The sequence below is a fragment of the Acinetobacter sp. YH01010 genome (genome assembly GCF_013420775.1).
In the GTDB taxonomy this organism is placed as follows: Bacteria; Pseudomonadota; Gammaproteobacteria; order Pseudomonadales; family Moraxellaceae; genus Acinetobacter; species Acinetobacter amyesii.
In genome coordinates this window covers 64,831-83,577 of record NZ_VOYF01000008.1, presented here as the reverse complement: position 1 = coordinate 83,577, position 18,747 = coordinate 64,831, and the positions used below count along the sequence as shown (strand labels likewise).

20 protein-coding genes and 1 pseudogene are annotated in these 18,747 nt (G+C 41.2%); 9 read left to right on the top strand and 12 right to left on the bottom strand.

The features are described 5' to 3' along the window. Nucleotides 1-223 precede the first annotated feature (223 nt). The 6 genes from FTT77_RS09065 to rodA all read left to right on the top strand — a co-directional run bounded on the left by FTT77_RS09065 (nt 224) and on the right by rodA (nt 6,426). A complete protein-coding gene (locus FTT77_RS09065; RefSeq protein ID WP_180055921.1) occupies nt 224-1,864 on the top strand; it encodes a CTP synthase in 1,641 nt (546 codons plus the stop codon). A 31-nt stretch (nt 1,865-1,895) separates the two neighbouring features. Continuing rightward, nucleotides 1,896-2,753 (top strand): 3-deoxy-8-phosphooctulonate synthase, encoded by an 858-nt coding sequence (gene kdsA, locus FTT77_RS09060; protein WP_078188522.1) that lies wholly within the window; start codon nt 1,896-1,898, stop codon nt 2,751-2,753. A 64-nt stretch (nt 2,754-2,817) separates the two neighbouring features. Further along, nucleotides 2,818-4,107: a phosphopyruvate hydratase gene (eno, locus tag FTT77_RS09055; protein ID WP_078188521.1), complete on the top strand. Its 1,290-nt coding sequence runs from the start codon at nt 2,818-2,820 to the stop codon at nt 4,105-4,107. Nucleotides 4,108-4,123: 16 nt separating this feature from the next. After that, complete coding sequence (locus FTT77_RS09050) at nt 4,124-4,516, top strand: septum formation initiator family protein (RefSeq protein WP_078188520.1); 393 nt, start codon at nt 4,124-4,126, stop codon at nt 4,514-4,516. Beyond that, nucleotides 4,479-5,204: a 2-C-methyl-D-erythritol 4-phosphate cytidylyltransferase gene (gene ispD / locus FTT77_RS09045; protein ID WP_180109185.1), complete on the top strand. Its 726-nt coding sequence runs from the start codon at nt 4,479-4,481 to the stop codon at nt 5,202-5,204. The genes FTT77_RS09050 and ispD overlap by 38 nt, the downstream gene beginning before the upstream one ends. 85 nt (nt 5,205-5,289) lie before the next feature. Further along, nucleotides 5,290-6,426, top strand: coding sequence for a rod shape-determining protein RodA (gene rodA / locus FTT77_RS09040; protein ID WP_168378624.1), 1,137 nt, complete (start codon nt 5,290-5,292; stop codon nt 6,424-6,426). Nucleotides 6,427-6,710: 284 nt separating this feature from the next. On the opposite strand, the gene FTT77_RS09035 is transcribed toward rodA, so the two are convergent. From FTT77_RS09035 to FTT77_RS08995, 9 genes and pseudogenes are all read right to left on the bottom strand, one after another. Further along, nucleotides 6,711-7,562, bottom strand: a complete 852-nt coding sequence (locus FTT77_RS09035) for a hypothetical protein (protein WP_180022129.1) — start codon at nt 7,560-7,562, stop codon at nt 6,711-6,713. A 26-nt stretch (nt 7,563-7,588) separates the two neighbouring features. Continuing rightward, the gene (locus FTT77_RS09030) at nt 7,589-8,077 is read right to left on the bottom strand and encodes a hypothetical protein (protein ID WP_180059728.1); all 489 of its coding nucleotides are present in this window, start codon (nt 8,075-8,077) and stop codon (nt 7,589-7,591) included. A 212-nt stretch (nt 8,078-8,289) separates the two neighbouring features. Continuing rightward, nucleotides 8,290-8,592: a cyd operon YbgE family protein gene (locus tag FTT77_RS09025; protein WP_078188516.1), complete on the bottom strand. Its 303-nt coding sequence runs from the start codon at nt 8,590-8,592 to the stop codon at nt 8,290-8,292. A gap of 3 nt (nt 8,593-8,595) precedes the next feature. After that, a complete protein-coding gene (gene cydX / locus FTT77_RS09020) occupies nt 8,596-8,697 on the bottom strand; it encodes a cytochrome bd-I oxidase subunit CydX (protein ID WP_002120988.1) in 102 nt (33 codons plus the stop codon). A 24-nt stretch (nt 8,698-8,721) separates the two neighbouring features. After that, nucleotides 8,722-9,867 carry a cytochrome d ubiquinol oxidase subunit II gene (gene cydB, locus FTT77_RS09015; RefSeq protein WP_168378622.1) on the bottom strand — a complete coding sequence of 382 codons (1,146 nt, stop codon included), beginning with the start codon at nt 9,865-9,867 and terminating at the stop codon, nt 8,722-8,724. After that, a complete protein-coding gene (locus FTT77_RS09010; RefSeq protein WP_180109186.1) occupies nt 9,864-11,450 on the bottom strand; it encodes a cytochrome ubiquinol oxidase subunit I in 1,587 nt (528 codons plus the stop codon). Before FTT77_RS09010 ends, cydB begins: the two co-directional genes overlap by 4 nt. Then, nucleotides 11,450-11,641: a cytochrome oxidase putative small subunit CydP gene (cydP, locus tag FTT77_RS09005; RefSeq protein WP_078188513.1), complete on the bottom strand. Its 192-nt coding sequence runs from the start codon at nt 11,639-11,641 to the stop codon at nt 11,450-11,452. Before cydP ends, FTT77_RS09010 begins: the two co-directional genes overlap by 1 nt. A gap of 752 nt (nt 11,642-12,393) precedes the next feature. Beyond that, nucleotides 12,394-12,621 (bottom strand): annotated as a pseudogene (locus FTT77_RS17605) (transposase). A gap of 59 nt (nt 12,622-12,680) precedes the next feature. Then, nucleotides 12,681-12,830, bottom strand: coding sequence for a hypothetical protein (locus tag FTT77_RS08995; RefSeq protein ID WP_168378620.1), 150 nt, complete (start codon nt 12,828-12,830; stop codon nt 12,681-12,683). Nucleotides 12,831-13,138: 308 nt separating this feature from the next. Here FTT77_RS08995 and FTT77_RS08990 point away from each other — a divergent pair, with 308 nt between their 5' ends. Further along, entirely contained in the window at nt 13,139-13,357 is a 219-nt protein-coding gene (locus FTT77_RS08990; protein ID WP_111883736.1) for a transposase, read from the top strand. Between the two features lie 131 nt (nt 13,358-13,488). Here the strand turns inward: FTT77_RS08990 and FTT77_RS08985 are convergent, their stop codons facing one another. Together FTT77_RS08985 and FTT77_RS08980 are read right to left on the bottom strand one after the other, a co-directional pair. Then, entirely contained in the window at nt 13,489-14,208 is a 720-nt protein-coding gene (locus FTT77_RS08985) for a UDP-2,3-diacylglucosamine diphosphatase (RefSeq protein WP_180109187.1), read from the bottom strand. A gap of 87 nt (nt 14,209-14,295) precedes the next feature. Next, nucleotides 14,296-14,805, bottom strand: a complete 510-nt coding sequence (locus FTT77_RS08980) for a peptidylprolyl isomerase (RefSeq protein WP_078193500.1) — start codon at nt 14,803-14,805, stop codon at nt 14,296-14,298. 168 nt (nt 14,806-14,973) lie between these two features. Between FTT77_RS08980 and FTT77_RS08975 the strand changes: the two genes are divergently transcribed. Then, nucleotides 14,974-16,701 (top strand): glutamine--tRNA ligase/YqeY domain fusion protein, encoded by a 1,728-nt coding sequence (locus tag FTT77_RS08975; protein ID WP_180004641.1) that lies wholly within the window; start codon nt 14,974-14,976, stop codon nt 16,699-16,701. Nucleotides 16,702-16,836: 135 nt separating this feature from the next. After that, nucleotides 16,837-17,748: a bestrophin family protein gene (locus FTT77_RS08970; RefSeq protein ID WP_180109188.1), complete on the top strand. Its 912-nt coding sequence runs from the start codon at nt 16,837-16,839 to the stop codon at nt 17,746-17,748. Nucleotides 17,749-17,757: 9 nt separating this feature from the next. Here the strand turns inward: FTT77_RS08970 and FTT77_RS08965 are convergent, their stop codons facing one another. Further along, nucleotides 17,758-18,681, bottom strand: a complete 924-nt coding sequence (locus FTT77_RS08965) for a LysR family transcriptional regulator (protein WP_180109189.1) — start codon at nt 18,679-18,681, stop codon at nt 17,758-17,760. Nucleotides 18,682-18,747: the final 66 nt, after the last annotated feature.

The window sequence follows — 18,747 nt, the reverse complement described above, 5'->3', positions numbered from 1 at the left end:
ACAAAACAAAAAAGTGTGGATTGGATAACTGCATTATAACAGCAAATAAGAATATAGAAATGATAAGAACTTACTCTAAATTTTTATGATAATTGCTGTTACAATAGCCAATTGTTAATTGTTCTATGAATTGATGCGGAATGACTTTGCTTTCTTGGTACAGAGTAAAGTAAAATCGCACAACATTGTAGGCCAATTTAGGCTCCATTGTACGAGAAACTTAATGACCCATTTTATTTTCGTTACTGGTGGTGTTGTATCATCACTAGGTAAAGGTATTTCAGCTGCATCAGTGGCTGCGCTTTTAGAAGCCCGTGGTTTAAAAGTAACCATGGTAAAAATGGATCCATACATTAATGTCGATCCAGGGACTATGAGTCCATTCCAACACGGTGAAGTTTTTGTCACAGAGGATGGTGCTGAAACTGACTTAGACTTGGGTTATTACGAACGTTTCTTGCGTCGTGCGAAAATGACCAAACTGAACAACTTTACTTCAGGACGAGTGTACCAAGATGTCTTGAATAAAGAACGTCGTGGTGATTACCTCGGTGGTACAGTTCAAGTTATTCCACATATTACTGACAATATTAAAGAACGTGTTCTTCGCGCAGGTGAAGGCTATGACGTTGCGATCGTTGAGATCGGCGGTACAGTAGGTGACATTGAATCTCTCCCATTCATGGAATCTGTACGTCAACTTATGGTCGAACTAGGTCATAAGCGCACAATGTTAATGCACTTAACTTTACTCCCATATATTAAGTCAGCTGCTGAATTAAAAACTAAACCAACTCAACACTCTGTAAAAGAGCTTTTGTCGATTGGTATTCAACCAGACATCCTGATCTGCCGTACAGAGCATGATGTTGATGCTGACACTACACGTAAAATTGCGTTATTTACGAACGTTGAAGCGCGTGCAGTTGTGGTATGTAAAGATGCGCGTTCAATTTACCAAATTCCACGTACTTTCTATGAACAAAACGTTGATGATTTAATCTGCGAACGTTTTGGTTATGACGATCTTCCAGAAGCTGATCTTACAGACTGGGATAACGTTGTAGATGCATTACTGAACCCTGAATATACAGTTCGTGTAGCGATGGTTGGTAAATACGTTGAACTTCCAGATGCATACAAATCTGTAAACGAAGCACTTTTACATGCGGGTATTCAAAACCGTGTGAAAGTTCAAATCGACTACGTAAATGCAGAAGAACTTGAAAGCCAAGATGTAAACGACGTATTAAAAGACGCGGATGCAATCTTAGTGCCGGGTGGCTTCGGTGAACGTGGTACAGAAGGCAAAATGAAAGCGATTCGTTTTGCACGTGAAAACGGTGTGCCATTCCTTGGCATCTGTTTAGGTATGCAGTTGGCTGTGATCGAATATGCGCGCAACGTTGCGGGTATTAGCGATGCAACTTCTACTGAATTTAACCGTTCTACTAAATCACCATTGATTGGTCTAATCACTGAATGGTTAGATGAGCGCGGCGAAGTTCAACAACGTAATGCAGATTCTGACTTAGGCGGCACAATGCGTCTGGGTGCTCAAAAATCTGAATTGGTTGCGGGAACAAAAACTGCACAAGTTTACGGTTCTGAAGAGATCGTTGAACGTCATCGTCACCGTTATGAAATGAACAACCGTTATATCCCAGTGCTTGAAGAAAAAGGCATGAAGATTTCAGGTTATTCTCCAGTACAGCGTCTCGTTGAAACTGTTGAAATTCCTGAACATCCTTGGTTTATTGCTGTACAATTCCATCCGGAATTTACAAGTTCACCACGTGATGGACACCCATTATTCGCAGGCTTTATTGATGCTGCTAAAAAGCAGTACCAAAAAGCGAAATAATGTGTTTTTGACTAAACCAGGAAGAGTTTAAATGTCACAATTAAAACCACAGGAAATTGTACGTTTAGGCGATATACAAATGGCAAATCATTTGCCATTTGTACTATTCGGCGGCATGAACGTACTTGAGTCAAAAGACCTTGCTTTTGAAATTGCTGAAACCTATGTGGATATCTGCAAACGCTTGGATATTCCGTATGTGTTTAAAGCAAGTTTTGATAAAGCCAATCGTTCAAGCTTGAACTCTTTCCGTGGCCCAGGCCTGGAAAAAGGAATCGAGTGGTTAGCTGACATAAAAAAACACTTTAATGTGCCGATTATTACTGACGTACATGAACCATATCAAGCTGCGCCTGTTGCTGAAGTTGCGGATATTATCCAGCTTCCTGCATTTTTAAGCCGTCAAACTGACCTTGTTGAAGCGATGGCGAAAACTGATGCCATCATCAATATTAAAAAAGCACAGTTCCTCGCACCACACGAAATGCGTCATATTTTGCATAAGTGTTTGGAAGCAGGGAATGACAAACTGATTCTTTGTGAACGTGGTTCAGCATTTGGTTACAATAATTTAGTTGTAGACATGTTGGGCTTTGACATCATGAAAGAAATGAATGTCCCTGTGTTCTTTGATGTTACGCATGCGCTTCAAACGCCGGGTGGTCGTGCGGATTCTGCAGGTGGTCGTCGTGCACAAATCACGACACTGGCACGTGCAGGTATGGCGACTGGTTTAGCAGGTTTGTTCTTAGAAGCTCATCCAGATCCAGAAAATGCCAAATGTGACGGTCCATGTGCGCTACGCATGTCACAGTTGGAACCTTTCTTGGCACAGTTAAAAGAGCTCGATACCTTAGTTAAAGGTTTCGCAAAGTTAGACACACACTAATTCGATACACATTGATGCGTCACTTTTGACGCATCATTTTTATTAATCAACTGAGGAATTGTTCATGAGCCAAATCGTTGACATTCGTGCACGTGAAATTTTGGACTCTCGTGGTAACCCTACCATCGAAGCAGACGTAATCTTAGCCTCTGGCGTTGTAGGCCGTGCATGTGCACCATCTGGTGCTTCAACTGGTTCTCGTGAAGCTTTAGAACTTCGTGACGGCGACAAAGCTCGTTACTTAGGTAAAGGCGTTAAAACTGCGGTTAACAACGTTAACACAGTAATTCGTGATGCATTGTTGGGTAAATCAGTATTCGAACAAAAAGACATTGATAACACAATGATCGCGCTTGACGGTACTGAAAACAAAGAAAAATTAGGTGCGAACGCAACTTTAGCGGTATCGCTAGCTGCTGCACGCGCTGCTGCTGACGAAAAGAAAATTCCACTTTTCCAATACATCGCAGACCTTCGTAATAACAGCATTTTGACTATGCCTGTTCCAATGATGAACATCCTAAATGGTGGTTCACATGCAGACAATAACGTAGACATTCAAGAATTTATGATTGAGCCAGTAGGCTTCACTTCATTCTCTGAAGCTTTACGCGCTGGTGCTGAAATTTTCCATTCTTTGAAATCAGTTTTAAAGAAACAAGGTTTAAATACTGCAGTTGGTGATGAAGGCGGTTTTGCACCGAACCTTCGTTCTAACGAAGAAGCAATTACAGTAATTCTTGAAGCAATTGAAAAAACTGGCTACAAAGCTGGTTCTGACATTATGCTTGCGCTTGACTGTGCATCTTCAGAATTCTACAAAGATGGTCAATACATCCTTGCAGGTGAAGGCAATAAAGCATTCACAAGCAACCAATTTGCTGACTACCTTGCTGGTTTTGCAAAACAATACCCAATCATCTCAATTGAAGATGGTTTGGATGAGTCTGATTGGGAAGGTTGGTCTTACCTCACTTCAATCCTTGGCGACAAAATCCAATTGGTTGGTGATGACCTATTCGTTACGAATCCTAAAATTCTTCAACGTGGTATCAATGAAAAAGTGGGTAACTCGATTCTGATCAAGTACAACCAAATCGGTACGTTGACTGAAACTCTAGATGCAATCTACCTTGCAAAAGCAAATGGTTACACTACAGTAATTTCACACCGTTCTGGTGAAACTGAAGATTCAACTATTGCGGATCTTGCAGTGGGTACAGCAGCGGGTCAAATCAAAACTGGTTCACTTTGCCGTTCTGACCGTGTAGCGAAATATAACCAATTACTTCGTATTGAAGAATTGACTAATGCTGCATATCGCGGTAAAGCTGAGTTCAAAGGTTTGAACTAAGCAGATCATGCTATCTATGTTAAATGTATTTGACTCCAAAGCGAGTAAAGCATTGTTGGGCCTTGCGATCTTTTTGATCGCAGGGTTTCAATATTTATACTGGTTCGGTGAAGGTGGTTATCATCAACATCAACAACTGAGTCAGAAAATACAACAACAAGTCGAACTCAATGACGAATTAAAAGAACGAAATCGCGTGCTTGCCGCTGAAGTATACGATTTAAAAAATGGCGTTGAAGCTATTGAAGAGCATGCTCGTCTAGATTTAGGTTTAATTAAACCGCATGAGACTTTCGTACAGATGAGTACGATCAGTACTCAGTACAAACCAATTTATATTGATCCAAATGCAAAAGTAGACCTACGTACCAATGAATCAGAACCAGCCGAACTTCCACCCGAACCTTAAATTGTGGGCTATTATTCCTGCTGCTGGTTCAGGAAGTCGATTTTCTAAAACTGAACTAAAACAATATCAAAACATTGCGGGTCTAACTGTGCTTGAACACACAGTTGCACGTCTCAACCAATTGCCGTTGACAGGCTATGTATTGGCTATAGGTGAGCAAGATAATGTTGCTCAGACCTTGGCACTCACTAATCAAGAGAAGGCTCATTTTTGTTTAGGCGGTGCAGAGCGTGTGCATTCTGTACTCAATGCATTGCAATATCTATCTTCGATTGCCAATGATGATGATTGGGTGTTTGTTCATGATGCAGCACGACCATGTGTCTCACAGTTGAGTCTAGAAGATTTAGTTCAATCGGCAGTCGATTCGGAGCAAAGTGCGATTCTCGCCATCCCTGTACGCGACACCTTAAAACAAGTTGAAACGCCACCACAAATATCAACAACGGTAGATCGTTCAACTTTATGGCAAGCGCAGACACCACAAATTGCCAAATTGGGTATGCTTAAAAATGCCATTGAACAAGCGCTTGCCGCTGGTGCGACCATCACAGATGAAGCTAGTGCCTTAGAATTTGTCGGTGAGCAAGTTAATGTCGTGCAAGGTCGTTCGGACAATATTAAAATTACCTATCCTGATGACTTGGAATTGGCACGTTTAATTTTAGCGTCTCAAGTTAATAGATGATTATTTCAAGGAATATTTAAGGGACAGTGATTTTTACTGTCGCTTTAATCTATAATTCCCGCATCCTTTTTAGATCTGTTTCGCAATGATCCCTTCTCAACAGTATCGTTTTTTACGTCAGTCATTACGTGATGGCCGCAGTATAAAACACGATTCTTCTCGATGGGCTAAACTTCATTTAGACCCGTGGTTACTTTGCTTCTTGGTACTCAATGCAATATTGGGGCTGATGGTTGTCTATAGTGCGACCGCGGAAGATTCGGGAATGGTACTACGTCAAGCCACAAGTTTTGGTGTAGGCTTTATTGTGATGTTGATCTGCGCGCAAATTCCACCCAAAGTTTACCAATCTATGAGTCCGTACTTATATGCCATCGGTATATTTTTACTGTTGTTGGTTTTGGTTATTGGTGAAAAAAGGATGGGGGCGAAACGCTGGATTAGCTTACCGGGTATCGGCAGTATGCAGCCGAGTGAGTTTATGAAATTTGCCATGCCACTCATGATGGCGTGGTATTTTGCGCGAAAACCATTTCCACCGAAATTTTTACAAATCGTCGGGGCATTAATTTTATTATTGATTCCATTTGCATTGGTCGCTTTACAGCCTGACTTGAATATCGGTTTGATTATTCCGGGTATTTTTGTTTTATTTTTAAGTGGTATGTCTTGGCGTTTAATTGCAGCTGCTTTAACCGCCTTTGCGATTGCAGCACCTGTACTCTGGATGTTCTTTCTGCAGGAATATCAGAAAAAACGTGTACTGACGTTATTTGACCCTGAATCTGACGCGCTTGGTGCAGGTTGGAACATTATTCAGTCTAAAATTGCCATTGGTTCAGGCGGGTTAATGGGCAAGGGTTATACCGAAGGGACACAGTCGCACTTGGGTTATCTACCAGAGCATCATACTGACTTTATTATGTCGACTTATGCTGAAGAATTTGGCTTTATTGGTGTATTCCTTTTATTTAGTTTGTTTACAGCAATTATTGTTCGCTGTTTGATTATTGGACTAAATTCCTTCCATAATTTTGGACGACTTTATGCAGGGGCGATGGGCTTAACCTTCTTTTTCTTTGTGTTTTTGAACTCAGGTATGGTTAGCGGTATTTTGCCTGTAACAGGCGATCCATTGCCTTTGATGAGTTATGGGGGTACAGCAGTCATATCCATGCTTGCAGGTATGGGGATTGTGATGTCGATTCATACGCATCGCTAAGCATTAATGTAAACGGAATAATCAAGCCGGACCAATGTCCGGCTTTTTTTATGCGCTGGACGTACGGGAAAATGCTGTAGCAGAATGTATTGAGCAGTCCGTCAGAACGTAAATCAATGTTTCTGTGCAGATGATTGGCAGGTCGAATGCCTTGGTTGTAGTTGTTTAAGCTATGGCGGACTGGCCGGCCAGCGCTCATAAGCGCCCGCAAGTATAATCTGTCAGTATCTGGGCAGGCGCCGGCTAAGCGGATAAAAACAGCCGGCTTCATGCCGGCTTTGGGTTTAGTTGAATAGCTGATTGATTTTTCTGGCTATTTCTTTGTTGTAAATTCGATAGTCGCTGATGGCATAGGGGCTGAACAGGGCATATTTGCAGCTGGTGCTGGAACCATTTTTGGCGGCAGCGGTGCGGCAGTTCAAGATGGAAAAGACCTTCGCGTCAGCCGATTTAAGCTCAAATGAGCTTAAGTAAATTTTTTCATTGGCAATATCCTGAGTAGTAACGGTATAGCCATTTTTTACTAGCACATTGCTGAGGCTGGAAATCGTGCGTTTGCTGCTGACTGTCAGCGCATCTTCATAGCCGAAGGTTTTAATCAGGGTTGCAGTGTTCAGCTGCTCGGCATTTTTAAATAATTCCGGCGCTGCGTTTTTGATAAAGAAGCCGAAGTCTTCTGTGCTGATATCGGCCGTAATAGGCTTGAAGGTCATGCGTACGCCATCACTCAGCCTGTCGTATGCGACGCGCATCTGTATATCTGCGCAGGAACTGGAGTCGTTGGCGCTGCGGCGGTGATCAGCGCTGACCGTATTGCAGACTTTTATTTTAACCCGGTCTTGCGCCAAGCGCCGGAATTGCGCGTCATAAATATGATGCACACTCCAGTAACGGTCTTGTTTTAACTGGTTAAAGAACGGGGCATTGCTGATCAGCCCTTTGTTTAAATCCAATTCATTATAAGCCGAGAGCGGTACTGTCAGGGAAAAACTGTTCAGTTCTGGATTGAGCTGGATATGCTGGGTTTTAGGCCCGAAGCCGCCTAGCACATTTTGATAGAGGCTGCCGCGTTCCCCTGTGACTTGGCAGCCGGATAGCCCGGCTGCTGCGGCAAGAAACAATAATGTTTTTTGCATATTTTGATTTTTTCTATAGATAACGATTATTCGAAATTGAAGCTGACGTCAGAAGCCGTGTTTGGAGACGGATGCTGGAAAATACGCTCGTTCTGATGGTCAAAGTAAACTTTCCAGCTGTTTTTGATATTTTTGCACTGGAATAAGCCGTAGTATTTTTGCAGATTCGGTGTAGACAGCACCTCAGAGCCTTTATAAGGAATCAGCGGTGATGGATGGCTTTTAATTTGTACAAATTCACCGCCGTCACGCGCACAATAGGTGTTTGCGCGTTCCCACATAATGGTGCCTGCACCGTAAGATACGTTATTCATGGTGATGGTGCGCGGATTTTTATACTTGGCTTGGAAAAATTCCTGCACCGTCGGATACTGTTCAAAATCCTTATCTGTCAGCTGCCCCAAGGTATTCCATTTATCAATAGCTTTTGACAGCCATCCTTTTTTTGCTTCTTCTGCAGATGTGTAAGTACTGGCAATAATGCATGCTGCAGCTAAAAAGGTTTTAGTTTTCATTATATAACTCCAATTCAGGTGCAGAGCATGCTAAAGGCCATGCAGCGGCGATGCAACTTTGCGGGCGCTAATATGTATAATCAAATGTTAGAAAATGTTTAATTTTTAATGAAAATTTATAATATTTTGTTTTATTAATCTGCATTGAAAAATCAGCGCTTTAAGGCAAACATAAAAAAAGCCCTCAATTGAGGGCTTTATTTAGATATTAATTAATGTAGGAACCACGTGTAATAGCCCCACAACATTAGTGGCCAAGCGAGGAAGGGGCTAAAAAGCCATTTCCAGAACCAATGGTGTGGTGTAAAACCCACACCATGCACAAAACCACCTGAAATACCTATCATGATGAACATCAGCGCTCGATGGCTATATCCACCATTGTCATCCAGCATGGCAGCAGGATGTACAAGTAACACGGCTGCCAAAGGAAAAGCTAACAGGCAGGAAATGACCATTGCAAATTTATTTGGCTTCTTTTCTACAAGTGATTTTTCTACAGCAGCATCAGTCATTTGTTATTCCTCATCTAGATCTTGATGATGTTCGATGTAAAGCGCACTAAGTACACCTGCAAAACATGCCATCAAGATACCGAGAATCCAAGCAAAATACCACATCGTCTTTTCTCCTTAGACACAGCCTTAGTATAGGCTGTGTGAATTCTCTTCAATATGTTTGTTAGTAACCACGCCCCACATTTTGTAGTAACACCAAGTTGTGTAGCACAGGATAAGTGGGACAAAAATACATGCTGCAACTGTCATCACAGTTAGGGTATTTTTACTTGATACCGCATCCCACATAGTCAAACTTACAGTTGGGTTGATGCTCGATGGCATAAGGAAAGGGAACAATGCAAAACCAGCAGTTAAGATTGCACCAATGACTGCCAAGCTTGAACCAAGGAAGCTGAAACCTGCTTTACCTTTACCTGCGGCAAGGATGATGATCAGCGCACCTAAAATAGCCATGATTGGCGCAATCATAGTAATTGGATAAGTACTGTAATTGTTCATCCAACCTGGGTTGGCATTGGTGATCACTTCTTTAGCTAATGGGTTTGCAACGCCATTAGTGTCAAACGGTTGAGCTAATGTGTAGCCTTGGATATTACCGAAGTATAACCATGCGCCTGCCAGTAAGAAGCAAACTAAGAATACGATACCCATAAGCTGAGTTGCTTTTGCAGAGCGTGCGCGTAGATCGCCGTCTGTACGAAGCATGAGCCATGCACCACCGTGAGCGCAAAGCATAGATAAACTCACGATACCGCAAACTAAAGCGAATGGGTTAAGCAGTGCAAAGAAGCTCCCTGTATAAGTCGAGCGAACAGTTTCGTCCATAGTGAATGGAACACCAAGGAACATATTACCAAACGCAACACCAAATACGAGGGCAGGAACGGCACCACCAATTGCTAAACCCCAGTCCCAAGAATTACGCCACTTGGTATTTTCAAGTTTAGAACGGTAGTCAAAACCGACTGGACGTAAGAAGAGAGCGAAGAGTACCAGTAACAGCGCCCAATACATGCCTGAGAATGCAGTTGCATATACCATTGGCCATGCTGCAAACAGTGCACCACCGGCAGTAATAAACCATACTTGGTTACCGTCCCAGTGTGGGGCAATCGTATTGATTGCCGCACGACGTTCTTCGTCTTTTTTACCTACGAATGGCATGATCGCCATTGAGCCCATATCGAAGCCATCGGTGAGGGCGAAGCCGATCAGTAGGACACCGACTAAAACCCACCAAATGATTTTGAGTAATTCATATTCGATCATGCTTGAGCCTCCTCATTTGCCTTTTTTGCAGCTTCAAGTTTCTCGAAGTGGTATTTACCAGTATGTAGAGAACTTGGGCCAAGGCGTGAGAATTTAATCATTAAGTACATTTCAATGATCAGCAGTACAGTGTAGAACGCTGCCAATGCAAGGATAGAACCCCATACATCACCTGTACTTAAGCTAGAAGTTGAAAGATGTGTAGGTAGAACTTCACCGATAGTCCAAGGTTGACGACCAACTTCGGCAACATACCAACCTGTTTGTGCAGCAATCCAAGGTAATGGTAGAGCAAACAAAGCAAATTTTAATAACCAAGGTTTGTTTTCTGCATTACGTTTACCGACAGCAAAGGTAGCAAGTACGAACAGAAGGAGCATTAAGAAACCAGAAGCAACCATTGCACGGAATGCCCAGAACAAGCTTGGAACATGTGGAATAGTGTCTTTTGCAGCAGCTTTGATTTGATCATCAGAAGCATCGACCACTTTGTCTGTGTATTTTTTCAGAAGCAGACCATAACCCAAGTCTTTTTGAGACTCAGCAAATGCTGCTTTAAGTTCAGGAGACGTATCGCCTGCACGAAGTTGTTCTAACTGTGAGTAAGCCACCATACCGTTACGAATACGCGCTTCGTGTTGTACGATCAGGTCTTTAATACCTGTCACTTCTTTATCAGTTGAACGTGTTGCGATAATCCCCATGACATAAGGAATTTTGATCGCGTAGTCAGTAGACATGGTTTCTTTATTTGGAATACCGAACAAAGTAAATGGCGCTGGAGCTGGGTGAGTGTCCCATTCAGCTTCAATCGCAGCTAGTTTAGTTTTTTGTACGTCACCAATTTCATAACCAGATTCATCACCCAGTAAGATCACCGAAAGTGTAGACGCTAAACCAAAGATAGCAGCGATGGCGAATGAGCGACGCGCAAATGGCAAGTCACGCTTTTTCAATAAGTAGTAACTTGAAATTGCCAGTACGAAAATAGCACCAGTCACATAACCTGCAGATACGGTATGCACGAATTTAACCTGAGCCACGGGGTTGAAAATCAGCGCACCGAAGTCCACCATTTCCATACGCATGGTTTCATAGTTAAAAGCAGAACCAACAGGGTTTTGCATCCAACCATTGGCTACTAAAATCCATAGTGCAGACATGTTCGAGCCAAGTGCAACTAACCAAGTTACAGCCAAATGCTGAACTTTGGATAGGCGATCCCAGCCGAAGAAGAATAAACCAATAAATGTTGATTCAAGGAAGAATGCCATCAGACCTTCAATGGCTAATGGTGCACCGAAAATATCACCGACATAGTGCGAGTAATACGCCCAGTTAGTACCGAACTGAAACTCCATGGTCAAACCAGTAGTAACACCTAATGCGAAGTTAATACCGAAGAGTTTTCCCCAGAATTTAGTCATGTCTTTATAAATTTCTTTGCCAGAAATCACATAGGTGGTTTCCATAATGGCAAGAATAAAAGCCAGACCTAAAGTCAGCGGAACAAAAATAAAGTGATACATCGCGGTCATTGCAAATTGGAACCGCGAAAGATCGACCACGCTTTCAGAAATCATCAACGTGTCTCCTTGATTTGGGAAGGACTGCCAGCAATATGCTCGGCAACTTGATTGTCAAAGTTTTTAGGGATGGTAGGGGCGTCGAACCAGATGTTCTTAATGATCATTAAAATAATCACTTTAATTATTAGTATTGCGGTTATTTCTCTGACCACACGACGATTTAAATCTTTGAATTTTAAGCTCATGGAGATAAGCCTATTCTTTAAACTTGTACTATATTATTAACAAATATACACAAAAAGCAAATAGGTTGAACAGTTAAAATAAAAATATATTATTAAAGTGTTTTAATACAATAACTTAATCGTTTTAATGATTTAAAAATAAACTAATTCTGTTATTTAAATACCTGACTAAAATACTTATATTTAAACTTTTTAAACCCGACTAAATTGCTTATGTATCTAATTTAAATTCTGACTAATTTACTATATTTACTAAAATTTACATTGTGAATAATGAGAATCTTTACTAATTAAATATAAGTAGGTTAAGTCTTGAAGTGCGACACCACCTCGCTATTAAATAACCCGAATCATGAATAAGCCCAGATATATCATGATAAATTGAGGCTTGTTTTGATGTGGGCCGCATTCTTCAGTGTATAAACTTCTGTCTGCGGACATATCGCAGCAATTGCCTCAGGAAGCTTTTACGTCCATCAATGCAGGCGATCAGAATGTCTGTCACTATTCTGCAAATCTGTGAATACGCTGAACATTCATTAGCACCTTCACTTTTTGAAAGGTAAAGACCTAGCCGTTCTTTATGGTCCTCGGCATGTAATCCCAGAATGGTAAAACGGCTTTGTTGACAGAAATACCTTCATTCTTGATCTTTTTTGTTAAAAACACGACATTTTAATTGGTGAATAATACTTGTAATGAATGGTATTGAGCCACACAAATGGATATACGGCAATATCGAGAAGACGCCGTTACCAAGCATGTAATTCAGGGATTAACTTGTCTGTAATATTGGTAATGCCACCCTTGGAAAGAACCAGTGCATACATATCGGTAATTTGTTTCTGAATATTGCGGTAGCCCGTACGGAGTGCATATAGCGAAATGACTTTGTTGTCGATCTATTTATGGAGTTAGGTTTGATTTTTCTTGACGAGTTGAGGCTCAAAATCGTCAGCACGATCCCGAGGTATTTCCAGTTCAAATGAACCGTAAGATGATTTTACAGTCTTACGAGAATAGCTATTCCTACAATTGGCTAGTGGGGGCTTCTAAATTCAATTTCAGCATTTAAAGCTGCTTCTGTCAGTTGTTTGAGGGGTGGGGTTAAGATACCGTTTTCACCAGTGAGGAGGGCTTGACTGTAATTGTTTTTAAAAACAGCTTTGAAATCAAAGTTGCTTGCCATGATGTGTCATTTCTTGTTTGATTCAGTTTATTGAAATGACACAGATTTTTGAATACTATTGAAAAAGCAGGTATTTATAACGTATATAAGTCCTACTTTTGCTAATCAAAGCGCGATATTGTATACTTGTGCCTAACTCAAAGTGGGTAATGTTCCTGCTTATCTTTTTTTATTTAGCTGATTGTGATTTATCTGTATTCAAGCTTCTGACTTGATTCATATCTTTGTAACTACAGAATTATTATTCCAAACCCGATTGATTAATCTCTTTGTTCTGTCACAAAAAGCTCACATGTTGAGTAAATCTTTTGAATATTTTAAATACTTGGCAAACTGCCAAAGCCGTAAATGGCGACGAAATTAATGTAAAACTGGTGCCTTTGAAACGTCAACAAAATACCAATGCTGGTTTAATTTGGGTTGATGTTGGGCAAATGATTGAATTAGAAACAGGCGAGACCTTTAACCTGAATCTAGATGGCAAAAGCTTCTATACTGGCCCAAACCAGCTATATCGCTTAGCCTAAAAGCAAAAAACAGCAGATCATCTGCTGTTTTTTGCTTAATTAAAAGTCTACGTTGGCATGGTCTGGATACGTACATTAAATCAGATATGATGGTAAATTTTTCTATAGGCTAACGATTAGAAAGCTATAGACTAGTAAGACCAGATTTTTAATTTTAAATCACTTACAGATGGGTTTTCATTAAACTCTAATATTTGAGCTTGTTCTGCACGCCAGTCCCCTAAAACGATACGTGATTTGCCGTGCACATCATGTATTTGGGGGCGGTGGGTATGTCCATGAATCAGTAGATCGGCTTGCTCTAAAGCCTTTTCTACAGCTTCGGCATTTACATCCATAATGTCATAGGATTTAACTTGCTTGGTTTCAGTACTTTTTTTGCGGAAACCATTGGCGATTTTTTGTCGAATGCTAAGCGGTAAGCTCTTTAAGAAACCTAAAAGCAAAGGATTACGAATCACTTTACGAAACTTTTGGTAAGACATATCATCGGTGCAAAGTAAATCCCCATGTTCGAGGCGAATTTTATAGTTGCCAACGTGGAGATAATCAACGTCTTGTAATAATTGACCGTGAAATTTATTTAAAAACTTTTGACCCAATGCAAAGTCACGATTACCTACTTGGAAATAAATTTGATTTCCCAAAGCAGTAAAATCTTTAAGCGCTGCAATGATTTCGTCTAACCATGGGGCAGTAAAGTCATCACCAATCCAAGCATTAAACCAATCACCTAAAATATACAGCTGGGTATGTTGAGTTTTGTATTGTTCTAACAAAGCTAAAAACCCCCGAACGAGTCGAGGGTGTTCAGGTGACAAATGTAAATCAGCGATAAACAGATAGGTCACGAATCTTTTCCTTTGAATCTCCCTAAATCCCTCTTTAAAAAAGAGGGACTTTTCCTCCCTTTTATAAAGGGAGGTTAGGAGGGATTCTTATTCAGAAATGATTTTAGCTGATTCGATTACAACGTTCTCTAAAGGAACGTCTGCGTGGTAGCCACGGTTACCAGTACGAACGCTTTTGATTGCGTCAACAACGTCAAGACCTTCAACTACTTTACCAAATACTGCATAGCCCCAACCTTGCGCTGTTTTACCAGTGTGATTAAGGAAAGAGTTGTTTTTCACGTTAATGAAGAATTGAGCTGAAGCAGAGTGAGGTGCTTGAGTACGTGCCATAGCGATCGTACCAACATCATTGCTTAAACCGTTGTCAGCTTCGTTTTCAATAGAATCACGAGTTGTTTTTTCTTTGAAGTTTTCATCCATGCCGCCGCCTTGGATCATGAAACCATCAATAACACGGTGGAAAATCACGCCGTCATAGAAACCATCGCGAACATACTGTAAGAAGTTTTCAGCAGTTTTAGGTGCTTTTTCAGTGTTAAGCTCAAGAACAATACGACCTTTATTGGTGTTTAATTCGACTTGAGGAAAACTCATTGTGTAATCTCCTGTACATGGACATGAAAGCCATGGGTTTTTTGGTTGTGAGAAGCATAAGCAAACTGTAAACTACAAGGCAAGTAAAAACGTTACTTTCTTTGTTAAAAATAAAGAAAAGCGTTTTAATTATCCTAATTTTATCTTTATAGAAGTGATTTTATTACCATGAAGCCAAACGATGTTGTTTCATCCCTGCCTAACAATCCGACAACCAAGAACAATGCCCCTGTCGAAGCTGCGCAGCAGGAACAACAGCCAGGCTTAGATTTTGTACGTCAGGTCATTACCGATGATTTATCAGCAGGTCGTACAGAACAAGTTGTAACACGTTTTCCACCTGAGCCAAATGGCTACCTACATATTGGTCATGTAAAAGCTATTTGTCTGAACTTTGGTATTGCTCAAGAATTCGCGGGTCTATGTAACCTCCGTTTTGACGATACAAACCCAGATGCCGAAGAACAAGAGTATGTAGACGGTATTGCCAATGACGTGAAATGGCTAGGTTTTGAGTGGAACGGCGAGCCACGTTATGCATCGAGCTATTTTGATCAGCTTTACACTTGGGCAGTTCAATTGATTGAACAAGGTGATGCCTATGTGGATTTGCAAAGCCCTGAAGAAATCAAACTAAACCGCGGTAATTTTGTGGAGCCGGGTAAAAATTCGCCGCAACGTGATGCTAGCGTAGAAGAAAACTTAGCGCGTTTTGAACAAATGCGTAATGGTGAGTTGGGAGAAGGTCAGGCAGTACTACGTGCCAAAATTGACATGACTTCACCTAACATTCATATGCGTGATCCTATTTTGTATCGTATTTTGCATTCTGAACATCACCAAACTGGTGATAAATGGAAGATGTACCCAATGTACGATTATGCGCATCCATTATCAGATGCCATTGAAGGAGTTACGCATTCACTGTGTACACTAGAGTTTGTTGATCATCGTCCGTTCTATGACTGGGTTGTAGAGAAAGTTAAATCCCCATCTGTACCACGTCAGTACGAATCAAGCCGTCTAAATGTGGATTACACCATTACCTCTAAACGTAAATTACGTAAATTGGTTGAAGGTGGATTTGTGAATGGTTGGGATGACCCACGTATGCCGACCGTTGTGGGTATGCGCCGTCGTGGCTTTACTCCAGAAGGTCTACGTGACTTCTGCAAACGTGTAGGTGTAACGAAAGTTGATGGCAGTATCGTAGATGTTGCAATGCTTGAATACTGCATCCGTCAGTCTTTAGAAAATACTGCTTCGCGTGGCATGGCTGTGTTGAATCCACTCAAAGTGACTTTAACTAACTTGCCTGAAGCGATGGATTTGGTGCATGCACGTCATCCAAACGTAGACATGGGTGACCGTATCATTCCGTTAACTCAAGACATTTACATTGATCGTAAAGACTTTGAAGAAGTTGCACCTAAAGGCTTTAAACGTCTGATTCCGGGCGGTGAAGTGCGTTTACGTCATGCGTATGTGATTAAGTGCGATGAAGTGATTAAAGACGAGAACGGTGAAGTGGTTGAATTGAAATGTTCAATTGACCCTGAAACTTTAGGTAAAAACCCCGAAGGCCGTAAGGTGAAGGGCGTTGTACATTGGGTTTCTGCAAGCAAGGGTATTGCTGCGGAAGTTCGTATCTACGACCGTTTATTCACTGAATCAGACCCTGAAGTGGGTGATGACTTCCTTGCAAACTTAAATCCAGAATCACTTAAAGTGGTTCAAGCGGTCATTGAGCCTGCATTGGCAGAAGCAAAACCTGAAGATCGTTTCCAATTTGAACGTGAAGGTTACTTTGTTGCAGATCAGTTTGATCATACAGCTGAAAAACCAGTGTTTAACCGCATCTTAGATTTGAAAGACAGTTTTAAACCGGGTAAATAAAATCTTAGTTTTTAAAGGGATTCATCTTTGAATCCCCAATAGGTTAAGATCAAGTAGGTTAAGATTAAGCTCAACTTCGGTTGGGCTTTTTTCATGCTTGAGATGGTTCATTAAGGCAGTACAGAGGGGAAATAAGTGATCATTCGAAATAAAAATAATAGCTTTAAACTTTTATTTGCATGGCATGGCACGATACTCCCAAAAGTCATGCCTGCGTTGGCTGTCGTCGTGAGTTTGTCGGCGATTTTGGTGTATCTAAGTGCTGCACATTACCTGAATACGCCCGAAGTTCCAGCCATCGGGTTTACTATCTTTGGGGTAATTCTGTCGATTTTTTTGAGCTTTCGAAATACTGCCTGTTATGACCGTTGGTGGGAAGGTCGCAAGCTTTGGGGCACATTGATTGCCAATACACGCCACATGATTCGGGATAGTCATGTACTTGAAGATGAGCAAAGAACCGTGTTGATGTACCGCATCATGCTGTTTTGCAATTTGTTACGTGATCGCTTACGCTATGAATCACAAGATATTGTACATTTTAAAGACGGTGTAGATTTAACGGAGCAGCAATGGCAGCAATGCCGAGACAATATCAATGCACCACAGTATTTACTTGAAATTATTCAAAAAGATTTAGTCAAAACCTATAAACAAGGTCAGATTACAGACATTATCTACAGCACGCTCACACGTCATACCGTAGCGATGGGTGATATCCATGCAGGCTGTGACCGTATTATGACCACGCCATTGCCATTTTCGTATTCGGTGCTTTTACATCGCGCGGTGTATTCATTTTGTCTGATTTTACCATTTAGCTTAGAGGCCAGTTTAGGGATATGGACACCTGTCATTGTGGCATTGATTGCATATTTATTTTTAGGGTTGGATGCGTTAAGTGCAGAGCTGGAGGAGCCTTTTGGTTTGCAGGAAAATGATTTACCGCTGGACTCGATTGTACGCAATATTGAGCGTGAAATGTTTAGCAGCCTAGAAATTGAACTTCCGCCGCTGATTAAGACATTTAACAGTAACCTAAGATAAGTTCTTGGCCTAACTTTTAGATAAATTGGGCGATACGTACCAAGCATACTGATGCTGAAAATAATCGTCCAAGTGTCGCATAAAAGCCTGTACTTTAGGCGGAACAAAATGTCGATGCGGAATTACCACATAGATTGCAGTACTTTGAAGAGGGATCTTGGGTAGAACTTGGATGAGCTGGCCAGATTGTAAATCTTCATCCACATGCCAGATGGAGTGGTTTGAGATGCCTAAACCTGCAAGTGCTGCTTGGCGTACGCCTTCACCTGAGTTGATATGAAATTGCCCTGAAACGGGTATTTTTATGCTGTGTTGATCTTGGACGAATGTCCAAAGCTGCGAAACACCCTTAGGGTATTTCTGTAAAATGCATTGGTGTATAGAGAGCTCTTCTAGAGAGCGAGGTTCGCCATGTTGCTCGATATAGTTTGGCGAGGCACACAAAATACGACGGTTTAAGCTAAGTGGTTTAGCAATCAGCGATGAGTCTTCTAGTTGACCAATACGTATCGCAACATCGATACCTGCCGAGACCAAATCTAAATTTTGATCGGTCTGTTCAATATCCAAAGTCAATGTTGGATGCAACTTGGCAAAGGCTGCAAATACTGGCCCTAAAATACGATTTCCAAAAACTTCTGAACATATGATTTTTAATACGCCACTGAGTTGTTGTGGTTCAGGCTGAAATTGGCTCAGTAGCGAATTAAATTGTTCGAGTAAGGGAAATCCTTGTTGCAATAAAACAGCACCTTCCTGTGTTAAATGTAGTTGCCGTGTGGTGCGATGAAATAGGCGTAGCCCTAAACTTTGTTCAAGTCTGTGTAGACGGCTACTAGCGACAGAAACAGAGAGATTGGCTTCTTTGGCGGCTTGACTGATTGAACCCAGTGTCGCCATTCGTGTGAATAAGTCGAAATCTTCAGTCAGCATTATCAATATAATCAAGAAAGTCTTTCTTGATATTCAGGGTTTTTCTGATAAACATCTGTACCTATT